This window comes from Candidatus Paralachnospira sp. LCP21S3_A2 (assembly GCF_052118925.1).
Lineage (GTDB): Bacteria > Bacillota > Clostridia > Lachnospirales > Lachnospiraceae > Lientehia.
This window is the reverse complement of the sequence record NZ_JBQKGG010000009.1, coordinates 12,584-27,501: the sequence shown is the minus strand read 5'-3', so window position 1 is coordinate 27,501 and position 14,918 is coordinate 12,584. Positions and strand designations below refer to the sequence as shown.

At 50.9% G+C, this 14,918-nt stretch carries 13 protein-coding genes; 9 read left to right on the top strand and 4 right to left on the bottom strand.

The annotated features are described in order from the left end of the window. Window positions 1–68 precede the first annotated feature (68 nt). Together ACTQ3K_RS07980 and ACTQ3K_RS07975 are read left to right on the top strand one after the other, a co-directional pair. Window positions 69–455 (top strand): BlaI/MecI/CopY family transcriptional regulator, encoded by a 387-nt coding sequence (locus tag ACTQ3K_RS07980; protein WP_441567060.1) that lies wholly within the window; start codon window positions 69–71, stop codon window positions 453–455. After that, on the top strand, window positions 442–1,815 hold the full coding sequence (locus ACTQ3K_RS07975) for a M56 family metallopeptidase (protein ID WP_441567058.1): 1,374 nt from the start codon (window positions 442–444) through the stop codon (window positions 1,813–1,815). The genes ACTQ3K_RS07980 and ACTQ3K_RS07975 overlap by 14 nt, the downstream gene beginning before the upstream one ends. Before the next feature lie 230 nt (window positions 1,816–2,045). Here ACTQ3K_RS07975 and ACTQ3K_RS07970 read toward each other — a convergent pair whose 3' ends face one another. Beyond that, entirely contained in the window at window positions 2,046–2,942 is an 897-nt protein-coding gene (locus tag ACTQ3K_RS07970; RefSeq protein WP_441567056.1) for a LysR family transcriptional regulator, read from the bottom strand. A 135-nt stretch (window positions 2,943–3,077) separates the two neighbouring features. On the opposite strand from ACTQ3K_RS07970, the gene ACTQ3K_RS07965 reads away from it, so the two are divergent. Genes ACTQ3K_RS07965 through ACTQ3K_RS07955 form a run of 3 tightly spaced genes read left to right on the top strand, consistent with a single transcriptional unit; the run spans window position 3,078 to window position 7,644 of the window. Continuing rightward, complete coding sequence (locus ACTQ3K_RS07965) at window positions 3,078–4,811, top strand: ABC transporter ATP-binding protein (protein WP_441567054.1); 1,734 nt, start codon at window positions 3,078–3,080, stop codon at window positions 4,809–4,811. Continuing rightward, a complete protein-coding gene (locus ACTQ3K_RS07960; RefSeq protein WP_441567052.1) occupies window positions 4,812–6,587 on the top strand; it encodes an ABC transporter ATP-binding protein in 1,776 nt (591 codons plus the stop codon). Continuing rightward, window positions 6,574–7,644 (top strand): hypothetical protein, encoded by a 1,071-nt coding sequence (locus ACTQ3K_RS07955; protein ID WP_441567050.1) that lies wholly within the window; start codon window positions 6,574–6,576, stop codon window positions 7,642–7,644. The genes ACTQ3K_RS07960 and ACTQ3K_RS07955 overlap by 14 nt, the downstream gene beginning before the upstream one ends. 161 nt (window positions 7,645–7,805) lie before the next feature. Here ACTQ3K_RS07955 and ACTQ3K_RS07950 read toward each other — a convergent pair whose 3' ends face one another. From ACTQ3K_RS07950 to hpf, 3 genes are all read right to left on the bottom strand, one after another. Beyond that, on the bottom strand, window positions 7,806–8,111 hold the full coding sequence (locus ACTQ3K_RS07950; RefSeq protein WP_441567048.1) for an AzlD domain-containing protein: 306 nt from the start codon (window positions 8,109–8,111) through the stop codon (window positions 7,806–7,808). Continuing rightward, window positions 8,101–8,871, bottom strand: a complete 771-nt coding sequence (locus tag ACTQ3K_RS07945) for an AzlC family ABC transporter permease (protein WP_441567046.1) — start codon at window positions 8,869–8,871, stop codon at window positions 8,101–8,103. Before ACTQ3K_RS07945 ends, ACTQ3K_RS07950 begins: the two co-directional genes overlap by 11 nt. Window positions 8,872–9,214: 343 nt before the next feature. Continuing rightward, the gene (gene hpf / locus ACTQ3K_RS07940; RefSeq protein WP_441567044.1) at window positions 9,215–9,742 is read right to left on the bottom strand and encodes a ribosome hibernation-promoting factor, HPF/YfiA family; all 528 of its coding nucleotides are present in this window, start codon (window positions 9,740–9,742) and stop codon (window positions 9,215–9,217) included. Window positions 9,743–9,884: 142 nt separating this feature from the next. Here hpf and ACTQ3K_RS07935 point away from each other — a divergent pair, with 142 nt between their 5' ends. The 4 genes from ACTQ3K_RS07935 (at window position 9,885) to ACTQ3K_RS07920 (ending at window position 14,917) form a co-directional block, all read left to right on the top strand. Next, window positions 9,885–10,202, top strand: a complete 318-nt coding sequence (locus tag ACTQ3K_RS07935; protein WP_441567042.1) for a hypothetical protein — start codon at window positions 9,885–9,887, stop codon at window positions 10,200–10,202. A 132-nt stretch (window positions 10,203–10,334) separates the two neighbouring features. Next, a complete protein-coding gene (gene secA / locus ACTQ3K_RS07930) occupies window positions 10,335–12,911 on the top strand; it encodes a preprotein translocase subunit SecA (protein ID WP_441567040.1) in 2,577 nt (858 codons plus the stop codon). A 104-nt stretch (window positions 12,912–13,015) separates the two neighbouring features. Further along, window positions 13,016–14,141 (top strand): peptide chain release factor 2 gene (gene prfB / locus ACTQ3K_RS07925; protein WP_441567038.1). Its coding sequence is split into 2 segments (ribosomal slippage): window positions 13,016–13,090 and window positions 13,092–14,141, totalling 1,125 coding nucleotides; the frame shifts between segments, so codons are not numbered across the junction. Between the two features lie 332 nt (window positions 14,142–14,473). Next, window positions 14,474–14,917, top strand: coding sequence for an ACT domain-containing protein (locus ACTQ3K_RS07920; RefSeq protein WP_441567036.1), 444 nt, complete (start codon window positions 14,474–14,476; stop codon window positions 14,915–14,917). Window position 14,918 lies beyond the last annotated feature (1 nt).

Sequence of the window (14,918 nt, the reverse complement as noted above, 5' to 3'; positions counted from 1 at the left end):
GAAAACAGCATTGCTTTTTGGCGAAAATATGGTATGCTGTAACTATCACAAAAGAAAGGAGGGATTTGATGAAGTCGGCAAAGAAGCGTCTTACTGCCAGGGAGCTTACTGTGATGAACGCAATCTGGGATATTGGCGAGGGCGCCGGAACGAGCCAGATCGTGAAAAAACTTTACGAATGGTACGGGGAGAAGCTGACGCCCCAGGCAATCGGCGTTTATATCGACAAATTACAGAGAAAAGAATTCATCACTGTAACGAAACCTGGAAATTATTACAAGCTCTATGAGCCCAGGATCACAAAAGAGCAGTATATGCATGAGGAAGTAGAAAACCAGGCTGGTTTCTGGAATATGAGTACCGCCCGCTACGGAATCATGGCGCTCAGTGGTTCAGAGAAGATTACCAAAGAAGAAGCAGACGAGCTGAGGAAACTGTTGGATGATATTGATTAGTATCTTTTGGATGATCCTGTTGGCCGATATCGTAGGAACGGTAAGCTATGTCTTCTGGAAGAAGATTATAGTGAGGTTCCTTGTGCCGCATGGAGAAGTCGTGATGATACGGATCAGTCTTACGATTGTTCTGCTCCTGCATCTGCTTCCCGTTTCGTTTCTTTATCAGGCGGGGACGGCAGGTATATTCGGAGCAAGGAAGACAGGAACCATGTTCAGTCTGACGCCCTGGTTTTCCATAGGGCTGTTGTGGATAGCGTATATCTGGCTGGTGGGCTTTTTGAAGAGAGCTTACCACTATCTGAAAACAAGCTTTCTCAGCCAGCGCTTTCTGCAATTGAATCATCCGGCGCGTCCGGAGATTCAGGAGCTTTGTGAACGGCTCAAAGCAGAGATGGGGATCCGGAGAAGAATCGTCCTCTGTGAAACAGATGAAGTATGTTCACCAATGTTGGTTAGTTTTCGCAGCAACATGATACTTGTCCCGGCGAAGCCGGTAGACTGGAAAATGGAAGTGATTATGGAACATGAGCTGCGGCATTATAAGCAACGTGATCCGATCCTGCAGAAGCTTTGCGCGTGGATCGTCCGGATTCACTGGTTCAATCCGATGACGCCCAAGCTGATCGGGGATGTTGTGGAGTGGGGAGAAGCGTGTTGCGACTATTATATCTGTCAAAAGTCCATTCATCATTGGGATGTATCCAGATATGGAAATCTGATTCTGGATTATGCTTCGGCAGACGATGAGGACTGGAATTATACTGCAATGCGTCTGGCAAAAGATCCTGACGCAGTCCGAAGGAGGATTATGAGAATGAGAGAGATGAAAACAAGAAAACGAATGAAACCTGCTGTCCTCATTGCACTGTTGCTTTGTTTCCTGATGACATCGGGTCTGACATCGATAGCAGCAGGCGAAGCGGCCGCCGGGATCTATGGAAAGATTTATGAAGCAACCAGGGTGATGAAAACAGACGGAGAGATTCCGGTACAGGATCTGGAGGAGTATACCTGGACGGCTGATCCGGCCGATGTGGTGATTACCGATGTTGAGGTGGATCTGGACAGCAGGTCCGTGAAATCTTATACATGGGACATTCCAGCAGGCAAGACGTATGAGACGCAGATTTTTTATGCAACCAAAGGAGAAGGGATTTCAATTGCAATTAATCCGTCTCCCAGAAATGCAAAAATTGGAACCGGTCTCAGCCAGCCGGATGGCATAATGCGTGGCGTTACCGGAACGGGTGCATATGCATATCCGATTACGGTAAATCAGAATGGCTTCCATCGTGTTTATGTATATAACCCGAACAGCTACGATGTAACGGTTGCGTTTTCCGTTGCGCGTGATTAAGAGGAACTAATACCGGCTTCAGAAATTCAGAAATGCTCTTCCAGGGATCGTTTCGGACAGATGATGAATCATGGTGATAGAAGTATATAGAATAACAGATGACAGCCTGGGATAAGACAGAACAGAAACAATGGAATCAGAAAATTCAGAACCGCGGTATGATCCGCAGGCTGATACGATAAAAGGGATTCTTCCAAAATGCCGGAGGAGTCCCTTTTTATGTGCGGAAATCACGTATTTGTTACTGTTTCTGCCAGATACTGTATAAAGCTCTTTCCCACCGCCGACAGATAAGCGTTTTTGCTGCGGATCAGAAAGATGTTTGTGGTGAAGGAGGTGCCCTCCAGGGGGAGGCAGACGGTCTCTGGATTATGGAGCAGGGGAAGGACAGCTTCGGGCAGGAGCCCGACACCGAGTCCGGCATCACTCCAGAAGGCTGTGGTACGGGCGTCATCATTTTTACAGACTGGCTTTAACTCGAAGCCGGCGGCGTGAAAAACATCAGAAAACAGAGGCTCCCAGCGGCGGTAGAGGATCAGCGGAAGCCGGGATAACTGGCTGATGGAGAGTGGAGTCCGGGTGATGGGCGGATGATCCGATACTTCAAAAAATTTCCGGTGTCCCGCGGCGTAGATCCGTTCTTCCTTTAGCGGCAAAGAGATATAATCTCCGGCGGGAAAGGGAGAGCGGACAATGGCCAGCTCCAGAACGCCATCCTGGAGCTTTTCCAGAAGCTGATAGGTGTTGGCTTCGGAAACCTCAAAGCCAACATCGGGATATTTCTCATGAAAGCCGCGGAACCAGTCACAGCAGAGGGTGCTGCCTACGGAGGAGATGATTCCGATCCGCAGAGTCCCGTGGGAGCCTCGGGTGCAGGCGTCCAGCTCATCGGTGAGCTGGGAGGACATACGGAGGAGAAGAACAGCCCGGTCGTACATGATGCGGCCGGCATCGGTGAGACGGATGGAGCGGGGGCCGCGTTCGAATAAAAGACAGCCCACCTCGTCCTCCAGAAGCCGAAGCTGGGTGCTTAAAGGAGGCTGGGTCATATGAAGCTTCCTTGCGGCGGCGGAGATGGTGCCCTCGTCCACAACGGTGGTGAAATAAAGAAGCTGTTTGAAATCCATCGGTATGTAAGTCCTTTCTTCTTTCTATACGAAAAAAATATGGAAACCATATAAATCTAATACTTTTCCTATATTATGAATTATGATAGTATAAAAAACGGAAAAACGCAACAATAAGAACAAAGAGGTGTGCAGATGAAAAAGCTTCTGGTGTATTTGAAAGACTACAAAAAAGAAAGTATCCTGGGGCCGCTGTTCAAGCTTCTGGAGGCGTCCTTCGAGCTGCTGGTGCCGCTGGTTATGGCGGCGGTGATCGATAACGGAATCGCCAGCCAGGATGTGGGATATGTGATCCGGATGTGTCTGGTCATGGTCGGACTGGGAATCGTCGGACTGGCCAGCTCCATCACCGCTCAGTATTTTGCGGCGAAGGCGGCGGTTGGATTTGCGACCGGCGTGCGTCATGCGCTGTTCTCCCATATCCAGAGCCTCTCCTACACGGAAATGGATACACTGGGGACATCGACCATGATCACGCGGATGACCAGCGATGTGAACCAGGCCCAGCAGGGGGTGAATATGACGCTGAGGCTGTTCCTGCGGTCTCCGTTTATCGTGTTTGGCGCTATGGCCATGGCCTTTACCATCAATGTGAAGGCAGCGATGATCTTCGTGGTAACGATCCCGCTGCTGTCGATCGTGGTGTTCGGAATTATGCTGTGGACCATGCCCCTGTATAAAAAGGTACAGGCAGGGCTGGACAGGGTCCTTGGAAGCACAAGAGAAAACCTGACCGGTGTGCGTGTGCTCCGTGCCTTCAACAAAGAGGAGGAGGAGCGGAAGCGGTTCTCCGGGCGCAATGAAACCCTGACAAAGATGCAGGTGTCTGCAGGACGGATCTCGGCACTGATGAATCCCATTACCTATGTGATCATCAACGGAGCGATTGTGGTTCTGATCTGGACAGGAGCCATTAAGGTAGACTCCGGGATCATCAGCCAGGGCCAGTTGGTCGCTCTGGTGAACTATATGTCTCAGATCCTGGTGGAGCTCATTAAGCTGGCCAACCTGATCATTACGATCACGAAGGCACTGGCCTGTGCAAACCGCATCTCGGCAGTTCTGGAGACGCCCGCCAGCATGACGGCTCCGGCGGCGGAGAGTTGGGCGGGAAGCCTTTCTCCCTTAAAGGGAACCGTAGAATTTGCCCATGCAGGGCTGATTTATAAAAATGCCGGCGATCATTCCCTGACCGATGTGGATTTCAGGGCCCGTGAGGGGCAGACCATCGGCGTCATCGGCGGAACCGGCTCCGGAAAGAGCTCGCTGGTCAACCTGATCCCCCGGTTTTATGATGTGAGTGAGGGTGAGGTCCTGGTGGACGGCATCAACGTCAAGGAATATCCGCTGGAAACGCTGCGGGAAAAGATCGGCGTTGTGCCCCAGAAGGCCGTGCTGTTTAAGGGCACGATCCGTGAGAACATGAAATGGGGAAAGGAAGATGCCACCGATGAGGAAATCTGGGAGGCACTGGAGATCTCCCAGGCGAAGGAGTTCGTGGAAAAGAAAGAGAATGGTCTCGATACCATGATCAGCCAGGGCGGAAAAAATCTGTCCGGCGGACAGCGTCAGAGACTGACCATTGCCAGAGCACTGGTGAAGAAGCCGGAGATCCTCATCATGGACGACAGTGCTTCGGCCCTTGACTTTGCCACCGATGCGAAGCTCCGCCTTGCCATCGGCGCCATGAAGGAAAAGCTGACGGTGTTCATTGTGTCCCAGCGCGCGGCGTCCATCCAGTATGCCGATCAGATCGTGGTTTTGGATGACGGTCATGTGGCCGGGATCGGAACCCATGAGACCCTGATGGCGGACTGCCCGGTTTATCAGGAAATTTATTATTCTCAGTTCCCGAAGGAGGAAAAGTAAATGGACGACAAGATGAAAAAGCAACCGGCCAGAAAAGATACCTTCCGGAAAATTTTACACTATATTGGAAAATACTGGTTTTTTGTGGTACTGTCGATCCTGTTCGCAGCGGTGACCGTGGCACTGACCCTTTATATCCCGATCCTGACCGGAAAGGCCGTAGACTTTATCATCGGCCCCGGCCATGTGGATTTTGACGGCGTGTTCGGTGTCCTGCGGACCGCGGTGATCGTTATTGCCCTGACGGCGGTATCCCAGTGGATCATGAACGTGTGCAATAACCGCATCACCTATCATGTGGTGCAGGATATCCGGCGTGATGCCTTTGCCAAGCTGGAGATCCTTCCTCTGAAATATATTGACAGCCATTCCTACGGCGACATCGTGAGCCGTGTGGTGGCAGACGTGGATCAGTTTGCTGACGGCCTGCTTATGGGCTTTACCCAGCTGTTCACCGGTGTGATCACGATCCTCGGAACCCTGGGCTTTATGCTGCTGGTGAATTTCCAGATCACTCTGGTGGTGGTTCTGATCACCCCGGTCTCGTTATTTGTGGCAAGCTTTATTGCAAAGAAAACCTATTTCATGTTTAAGCTCCAGTCAGAGACAAGGGGCGAGCAGACGGCGCTCATCGAGGAAGCCATCGGAAACCAGAAGGTGGTTCAGGCCTTCTCCCATGAGGACGAAACCCAGGAGAGGTTTGATGAGATCAACGAACGGCTGGCAAAATGCTCCCTGCGTGCGACCTTTTTCTCCTCGCTGGTAAATCCGTCAACCCGGTTTGTCAACAGCCTGGTGTACACCGGAGTGGGAATCACGGGCGCTCTTTCGGCAATCCGCGGCGGCATCAGCATCGGCCAGCTGACCACCTTCCTTTCTTATGCGAACCAGTACACCAAGCCGTTCAACGAGATTTCCGGCGTGGTGACAGAGCTGCAGAACGCGGTGGCCTGTGCGGCGCGGATCTTTGAGCTGATCGAGGAGGAGCCTCAGATGCCGGACAAGGAAGATCCGCAGGTGTTAAAGCAGGCAGAAGGAAACGTGGAGCTTTCCCATGTGAACTTCTCCTATAATCCGGAGCAGAAGCTTATCGAGGATTTTAATCTGTCTGTCCGCCCCGGCGAGCGTGTCGCCATCGTCGGTCCCACCGGCTGCGGAAAGACAACCATGATCAATCTGCTCATGCGGTTCTATGATGTGGACAGCGGAACGATTCAGGTGGACGGAATCGAAACAAGAGACATGACGAGAAAGAACCTGCGGGAGAACTTCGGCATGGTGCTTCAGGATACCTGGCTCCGCACCGGCACGATTCGCGAGAATATCACCATGGGCAAGCCGGATGCCACCGACGAAGAGGTCATTGCGGCAGCGAAGGCTTCTCATGCTCACAGCTTTATCAAACGTCTGCCGGAGGGCTATGATACCGTGATCACCGAGGATGGCGATAATTTGTCGCAGGGACAGAAGCAGCTGCTCTGCATCACCCGTGTGATGCTGTGTCTGCCGCCCATGCTGATCCTGGATGAGGCAACCTCCTCCATTGATACCCGGACTGAGATCCGGATCCAGGAGGCCTTTGCAAAGATGATGGAGGGACGTACCAGCTTCATCGTTGCCCATCGTCTGTCCACGATCCGGGAGGCCGATATCATTCTGGTCATGAAGGATGGTCATATCATCGAGCAGGGCCGGCATAAGGAACTGCTGGCGAAGAACGGCTTCTACGCCGAGCTTTACAACAGCCAGTTCGTGAGAACAAATGAAGGTGCGTAAGGACAGCAGACGCGGCGATCCCCGCGGAGCGTTTTTGTTCCACAGGAAACCGGTGGAGCGGAAGATACAGAGGACGGAAGATGGATGTTTACCAGAAGCCGGGGAAAACGGAATCAGTTCCGCTTCAGAAGCTGGTTCTGCGCCGGAAGCCTGCCGGACACTGGAAGAACTGTTTTTATCCTGGAAACAGGCTCAGGAGCTGGAATCGGAAATGTCCTGTCTGAAAAACACGTTTCCAAAATCGGGAGACGATGTTCCGGTGTATGAATTATTTAAGGGAAGCTTCACGCCAGATGGATTCCTGGGAGAAACGGAGAAGCGCAGAGCGCATGTTTTATTTGTGGCAAAAGAATCGCATCTGCTGGACAATGGCACAGACGGGAGCAGGACAGAAGCTGCCGGGGAGCGAAGCGATACCTTCTGGCTGCGGGAGGTGCTGCGGGCGAAGAAGAAGGGCAGCTATTACTGGCCGGAAGAGCGGAAGCGTCTGGGAATTTTGTTAAGCTCATCGGAAAAAGCGGCACAGACCAGGTATAAGAATGTTCTGGAATGGATTTTAAAGAAATTGGAGAAGCAGGCCCGAAATGAGAGCCTGACAGGGAGCAGGACGGAAGACGAGACGGCAGGAAATCATGGAGTAAAATCGGGATCTGATTCATGGAAAACATGGAGCCTTGCTGACTGCGCCTATCTGAACCTGAATAAGCGGGGCGGTTATAAGAATTGTGATTCCCGGCGGCTGATCGGTTATGTCCGGTATTATCAGGCATATCTTCAGCGGGAAATCGAGCTGTTACAACCGGAGTATGTGGTGCTGATGGGAGACTGGAAACTGGGGAATGAAAGCGGAGAGGAACGAAACCGTGTATCAGGAACACGGAAAACAACAGGAGAAGAAGAACTGTTGAATCTGATTCGGCACGCACTGGAATCTGACGGAATATCATCGGAACATCGGATTTTTCAGACGGAACACCCCGCGGGCCGGATCGGCTATAAAGAACGCAGTCTTCGGGAGATTTGTGGAATTAAAAGGACGGATACGGGCGCGGATTAAAAAGACGATGCCGGAGAAATTGGTAAAGATAATAGAGAAACGAAATATGGCAGATCGTGTATGCTTCCTCAGGAACCGATTTTCGATGAGAGAGGTCGGAAACATACTCGTCTGCCATATCTTAATTTATCAGGAAAACTTTAAAATTTTCTTTTACAAGCTCAAAATACCAGTCCTGCCGCGTATGCAACCACGCAGGCACAGATTGCCACGGTGAGCAGGCTTTTCTTTCTATAGGCCAGGAAAAGCGCTGTGAGAAAGCCGCACAGGGACGGCCAGATCCCGGAGGTGGAATAAAGGATCGCCGGGAAGGTCATGGCTGACAGGGTGGCATAAGGAACGTAGTGCAGAAAAGACCGGATAAACGGACTTTTAATTTCTTTTCGGATCAGGGTCAGGGGCAGCATACGGATCAGGTAGGTGACACCGGCCATGACCAGGATATAAAGATATACATTAGGCTTCATGGTGTGCCTCCTTCTCCTTGTCGGCCCCATCGGAAGCTGCGTCTCCGGACGTTTCTTCCTTTACGGGGAAGAGGATCGCGGCAGCTCCGGCAACGAGAACCGTGATCAGAATGATCTGGAAACCGGACGAGATCTTATTTAAGACCGGTGTATAGGTAAACAGGGTGCTCAGAGCAACGGCGCTGAGTACCACCAGAAGCACCGGCTTTTCCTCTTTGGCCGGCGGGATGATGATGGCTAAGAACATGCCGTAGATGGCAATGCCCAGGGCGCTGATGATTCCGGCCGGCAGAAGATTTCCGGAAAGAATTCCGAAGAGTGTTCCCAGTACCCAGCCGGGAATGGCAACTGCCATCAGTCCGTAGGAATAGGACGGACGCAGGGAGCCGGGGCGGCAGATACTGACGCCGAAGATCTCATCGGTGACGCCGAAGGCAATTCCGAACCGGTGGCCGAATGCCATGTCGGGGCCGATCTTCTGGGACAGGGCGCAGGACATGAGACAGTAGCGCAGATTGATGATCAGCTGGGTCAATGCCATTTCCAGATAGGATGCACCGGCGGCAATGAGGCCGATGCCGGCAAACTGTCCGGCGCTGGTGACATTGGTTAAGGACATCAGGGCAGCCTGGAATACCGTAAGGCCGGAATTCTTCGCCTGAATGCCGAATGCAAAGGATACTGCGAAGTATCCGAGACAGATGGGAAGACCGTCACGCAGACCGGCTTCCCAGAATGATGGTTCTTTTGTGTATGACATGATAAATTCCTCCGCGTATAAGTATAGCGGGGAACGGGGGGAAAGTAAAGAGAGTTTCCGAATTCCGAGGAGTCGGCGCAGTCAATATGGCAGCGCCGCCAATCTGGAAATTCGATTTACAGAAAAGGTGGGAGAGAATTTAGGAAATGCCGGGGCTCGGGACGTCCCCTTCGCAGCCGGTATGATGTCATCGGTGGGCCGGAAATTCGATTGCAGGAGGAAGCAGATGTATTTCAACAGAAAACCAGGATCCCCCGTCGGGGATCCTGGTTCAGAAAGGAGGTGCCGGTTGCACGCGCATGGTAATGGCTTTGGTGGTGTCCTCCGTAAAGCAAAAACGATGTTAGAATTCCGGTTCGATCAGGCCGTATGTACCGTCCTTTCTCTTATAAACAACGCATACTTCATCGGTTTCTGCGTCGCGGAATACGAAGAAGCTATGTCCGAGAAGCTCCATCTGGATGCAGGCTTCTTCGGGATCCATAGGCTTTACAGCAAAGCGCTTTGTGCGGACGATCTTTACGGCATCGGGTTCTTCCGCTTCTTCCTCCATATAGGCTTCGGAGAAGGAGAGTGCACTCTGCTCCTGGTCAACCAGCTTGGTTTTATATTTCTTTAACTGACGTTCAATGATCTCTTCTACCAGGTCGATGGAAACATACATATCATTGCTGACCTGTTCGGAACGGATAATGGAACCTTTTACGGGGATCGTAACTTCGATTTTCTGGCGATCCTTTTCCACACTCAGAGTAACGTGAACTTCGGTTGCGGGGCTGAAATAGCGTTCCAGTTTTCCGATCTTTTCATGGACTGCAGATCTGAGTCCTTCGGTGATGTCGATATTTCTTCCTGTAATAATATACTGCATAACATCAACTCCTTTACCTGCTTTTTCTCTCGTGTTTGTAATGAGAGATTGTATTGATATTATATCATAAAACGAAAAATTTACAAGGCAAAAATATAAAAAGATTATGAATTGTTCGACAACAAAATGGAAGAAGGAGGCCGTGAACAGATGCGAGGGAAAAGTCAAGGGAAAAAGAAAGAAAACGGTCGGAAAATGGTATTTTCGGGCAAGTTCACAAAACGGATGTTTTGTCTGGTTGTCCACGAAACACGCTGTGGAAATTGTGGATAATGTGGATAACTTCGTGGATAACCCAAAAATCAAGGGAAAACGGGCGAAAAACCTGTGGAAAACTTTTGTGGATAATGTGGATAAGATTTTGGTGTCCCTGTGGAGAGACAAACCGCACGGTGTCGAATTGTGCAAGTTGTATAAATTGAGCGAGATTTGTGTAAAAAGCAGGAAAAAAAGAGGTTGACAAAGGGAAAACAGGGGCGGGAACGGGGGAGCGCACAGGAAAACAGTTGAACTGAGGGGCGGTTAGTGATACAATGAAACAGATTGACAGCTTGTTTTGATTGAATAAAGAAAGCAGGAGCGAACAACGATTATGGGTTTAATGCAGAAAATATTCGGAACGCACAGTGACCGGGAGTTAAAGCTGATCCGGCCCATCGCTGACAAGGTGGTTGCCTTAAAGCCGGAGATGGAGAAGCTGTCCGATGAAGAACTTCGCGGAAAAACAAAGGAATTCAAGTCCCGCCTGGAAAAGGGAGAGACTCTGGATCAGATCATGCCAGAGGCTTATGCGGTTGTCCGTGAGGCGGCAAGGCGTGTGCTTGGAATGGAACATTATCCGGTGCAGATCATCGGTGGTATCGTTCTCCATCAGGGACGAATCGCAGAGATGAAGACCGGTGAAGGAAAAACTCTGGTGGCGACTCTTCCGGCATACTTAAATGCCCTGGAGGGAAGAGGCGTCCATGTGGTAACGGTCAATGACTATCTGGCAAAGCGAGATGCTGAGTGGATGGGGCAGGTCCATGAGTTCCTGGGACTGACCGTAGGCGTGGTGTTGAACAGCATGAACAGCGAGGAGCGCCGCGCAGCCTACAACTGTGATATTACTTATGTGACCAACAATGAGCTTGGCTTTGATTATCTTCGTGACAACATGGTCATTTATAAGGAGCAGCTCGTTCTCAGAGAGCTTCATTATGCCATTGTCGATGAGGTGGACTCGGTCCTGATCGATGAGGCGAGAACGCCTCTGATCATTTCCGGACAGAGCGGAAAGTCCACAAAGCTGTATGAGGTCTGCGACAGTCTGGCAAAGCGTCTGGAGCGCGGCGAGGCCAGCGGTGAGATGACCAAGATGGCAGCTATCATGAAAGAGGAGATTACCGAGACCGGTGATTTTGTGGTAAATGAAAAGGAAAAGGTCGTAAATCTGACGGCGCAGGGTGTTTCCAAGGTGGAGCAGTTCTTCCATATTGAAAACCTGGCAGATGCAGAGAATCTGGAGATCCAGCATAACATCGATCTTGCACTGCGGGCGAATTATCTGATGTTCCGTGATCAGGATTATGTGGTAAAGGATGATCAGGTGCTGATCGTCGATGAGTTTACGGGCCGTATCATGCCGGGCCGCCGTTATTCCGATGGCCTTCATCAGGCCATTGAGGCAAAGGAGCATGTAAAGGTCAAGAGAGAAAGCAAGACTCTGGCAACGATCACATTCCAGAATTTCTTTAATAAGTTTGACAAGAAGGCCGGTATGACCGGTACGGCTCTTACTGAAGAAAAGGAATTTCGTGATATTTACGGCATGGATGTTATTGAAATCCCCACCAACCGTCCGGTGATCCGAAAGGATTTTGATGATGCGGTTTATAAGACCAAGCGGGAGAAGCTTCATGCGGTAGTTGATGCGGTGGCGGAGGCTCATGAAAAGGGACAGCCGGTTCTGGTCGGAACGATCAACATCGATTCCTCGGAGGAAATCAGCGAGCTTTTGAAGCGCCGCGGAATTCCTCATAAGGTTCTGAATGCCAAGTTCCATGAGCTGGAGGCGGAGATCGTTGCGGAGGCCGGTGTTCACGGAGCTGTGACCATTGCGACCAATATGGCAGGCCGTGGTACCGATATCAAGCTGGATGATGCGGCAAGAGAGGCCGGCGGTTTAAAGATCATCGGTACGGAGCGCCATGAATCCAGACGAATCGATAATCAGCTGCGCGGCCGTTCCGGACGACAGGGCGATCCCGGTGAATCCCGGTTTTATATCAGCCTGGAGGACGATCTGATGCGTTTGTTCGGATCGGAGCGTCTCATGTCCATCTTTAATGCCATGGGTGTTAAGGACGGGGAGCAGATTGAGCATAAAATGCTTTCCAGTGCCATTGAGAAGGCTCAGAAGAAGATCGAGGGCAACAACTTCGGAATCCGTAAGCGTCTGCTGGATTATGACGAGGTCATGAACGAGCAGCGTGAGGTGATCTATGCCGAGCGCCGGAAGGTTCTGGACGGCGAGAGCATGCGCGATGTGATCTTTAAAATGATCACGGATACCCTGGAGAATGCGGTGGATGCCAGCATCTCCGATGAGCAGTCCCCGGAGGAGTGGGATGTTAAGAGCTTAAACGACCTGATCGGGCCGGTGATCCCCTTAAAGCCCATCGAGATCCCCGAGGAGGAATATAAGAGCTTTAACAAGAGTAAGTTAAAGCATATGTTAAAAGAAGAGGCTGTGAAGCTCTACGAGGAAAAGGAGGCCATGTTCCCCGAGGCAGAGCAGATGAGAGAGCTGGAGCGCGTGGTGCTCTTAAAGGTCATCGACCGGAAGTGGATGGATCATATCGACGATATGGAACAGCTCCGCCAGGGAATCGGACTTCAGGCCTATGGCCAGAGAGATCCCCTTGTGGAATATAAAATGGCCGGCTATGAGATGTTTGATGCCATGACAGCCAATATTCAGGAGGATACCATCAAGCTTCTGTATCATGTACGGGTAGAGCAGAAGGTAGAACGTGAGCAGGTGGCAAAGGTGACCGGAACCAACAAGGACGATACCGTTGCCAATGCACCCAAAAAGCGGGAAAACCGGAAGGTTTATCCCAACGATCCCTGCCCCTGTGGTTCAGGCAAAAAGTATAAGCAGTGCTGCGGACGGCTGGAAAAGTAGAGAAGCCGGAAAATAAAAAGAAAAACCGGACCGGAAGCGGTTCGGAAAGACCTGCGGCGGGGAGAACTGCCGCAGGAACATCATATAGAAAGAAGGTGAAGCTAATGGTTGAATTAGATAATTACAAGGCCGATCTTGCGGCTCTTGAGAAGCCTTTAGTGGAAGTGAGGGATTCACTTTAACCTGGCTGGCAAAAAGGAACGGATCGCGGAGCTGGAACGGCACCTGGAGGAGCCGGATTTCTGGAATGACGCGGCGCGTTCCACAAAGATCATGCAGGAGTTAAAGAATTTAAAGGATACGGTGGAAGAATTTCAGGAGCTGGAGGAGAAAAAAGAAGAAATCCAGATCCTCATTGAGATGGGCTATGAAGAAAATGACCCGGAGGTTCTTCCCGAGATTGAGGAGGGAATGAAAACCCTCTCTGAAGAACTGGAGAAAATGCGTCTTGCGACGCTGCTTTCCGGAGAGTACGATAACTGCAATGCGATCCTGACCCTTCACGCAGGGGCGGGCGGAACCGAGTCCTGCGACTGGGCGGGCATGCTGTACCGCATGTATACCCGCTGGGCGGAACGAAAGGGCTTTTCCACAGAGGTGCTGGATTATCTGGACGGAGACGAAGCCGGGATCAAGTCGGTGACAGTCCAGATCAACGGCATGAATGCCTTCGGCTATCTGAAATCGGAGCGAGGTGTGCACCGTCTGGTGCGGATTTCTCCCTTTAATGCAGCAGGAAAGCGGCAGACATCCTTTGTGTCCTGCGATGTGATGCCGGATATTGAGGAGGATATTGATATTGAGATCAATCCGGATGACCTGCGGATCGATACGTACCGTTCCAGCGGCGCCGGCGGCCAGCATATCAATAAGACCTCATCGGCAATCCGTATCACCCATCTTCCTACGGGAATCGTGGTACAGTGCCAGAATGAGCGTTCCCAGCATATGAACAAGGACAAGGCCATGCAGATGTTAAAGGCAAAACTTTTGCTGCTCAAGCAGCAGGAGAATGCGGAGAAGATCTCTGACATCCGCGGTGATGTCAAGGAGATCGGCTGGGGAAACCAGATCCGTTCGTATGTGATGCAGCCTTATACCATGGTAAAGGATCATCGGACCGGTGAGGAGAGCAGCAATGTGAATGCGGTGCTGGACGGAAATATTGATAATTTTATCAGTGCGTATTTAAAATATCTCCAGCTTGGAGAAAAAACGCCGGAAGCGTAAGCGGAAGGCTCTGGGAGCGTGTTCGGGTTATCAGCGATCCGGGCGCGCTCCTTTTCCGACATTTAATCAGCCGGAAGCGTGCATGTCTGTTGCGGAGGGAATGTTTTGAGCCCCGGAATTGATTAAGCTTTGCAGTTTCGCGGCTCCACCCGGGCCAGACAGAGGCAGCTTCTATATGTGCCGGTTGGCTGGCCCGGGTGGAGCCGCGAAGGGAAAATACTAATTTTATTTTTTTTGAAAAAACGGTTGCATATTCCCGGAGTATATGTTAATATTCTTTCTGGTAAAAACACATGTATTTGACGGACGGACGCCCTGGAGACGGAGGAGTTATGGCAGAGGATAATCAGTATTATGTGGTGAGAAATAAGGCAGTTCCGGAGGTTTTGTTAAAGGTAGTAGAGGCCAAACGGCTTCTGGATTCGGAAAAAGCCATTACAGTACAGGAAGCAACGGAGCGTGTCGGGATCAGCCGCAGTTCTTTCTATAAATATAAAGATGATATTTTTCCGTTCCATGACAATGCCAGGGGGAAGACCATTACCTTTGTGCTTCAGATGGATGATAAGCCGGGGCTTTTGTCGGCGGTGTTAAAGACTATCGCCGAGTATAACGGAAATATCTTAACGATCCATCAGACGATTCCCATCAATGGTGTGGCATCGCTGACATTGAGCGTGGATGTGCTTCCCACAACGGGAGACACCTCGTCCATGCTGGAGACCATTGAGAAACTGGAAGGAATCCATTATTTAAAAATACTTGCGAGAGAGTGAG

Bases quoted from the DNA above. Each gene is read 5' to 3' on its own strand.
- ACTQ3K_RS07965 (WP_441567054.1), top strand. From the start codon at position 3,078: ATGAAAAAGCTTCTGGTGTATTTGAAAGACTACAAAAAAGAAAGTATC.
- ACTQ3K_RS07980 (WP_441567060.1), top strand. From the start codon at position 69: ATGAAGTCGGCAAAGAAGCGTCTTACTGCCAGGGAGCTTACTGTGATG.
- ACTQ3K_RS07960 (WP_441567052.1), top strand. From the start codon at position 4,812: ATGGACGACAAGATGAAAAAGCAACCGGCCAGAAAAGATACCTTCCGG.
- ACTQ3K_RS07975 (WP_441567058.1), top strand. From the start codon at position 442: ATGATATTGATTAGTATCTTTTGGATGATCCTGTTGGCCGATATCGTA.
- secA (WP_441567040.1), top strand. From the start codon at position 10,335: ATGGGTTTAATGCAGAAAATATTCGGAACGCACAGTGACCGGGAGTTA.
- ACTQ3K_RS07970 (WP_441567056.1), bottom strand. From the start codon at position 2,942: ATGGATTTCAAACAGCTTCTTTATTTCACCACCGTTGTGGACGAGGGC.
- ACTQ3K_RS07920 (WP_441567036.1), top strand. From the start codon at position 14,474: ATGGCAGAGGATAATCAGTATTATGTGGTGAGAAATAAGGCAGTTCCG.
- ACTQ3K_RS07950 (WP_441567048.1), bottom strand. From the start codon at position 8,111: ATGAAGCCTAATGTATATCTTTATATCCTGGTCATGGCCGGTGTCACC.
- ACTQ3K_RS07945 (WP_441567046.1), bottom strand. From the start codon at position 8,871: ATGTCATACACAAAAGAACCATCATTCTGGGAAGCCGGTCTGCGTGAC.
- hpf (WP_441567044.1), bottom strand. From the start codon at position 9,742: ATGCAGTATATTATTACAGGAAGAAATATCGACATCACCGAAGGACTC.
- ACTQ3K_RS07955 (WP_441567050.1), top strand. From the start codon at position 6,574: ATGAAGGTGCGTAAGGACAGCAGACGCGGCGATCCCCGCGGAGCGTTT.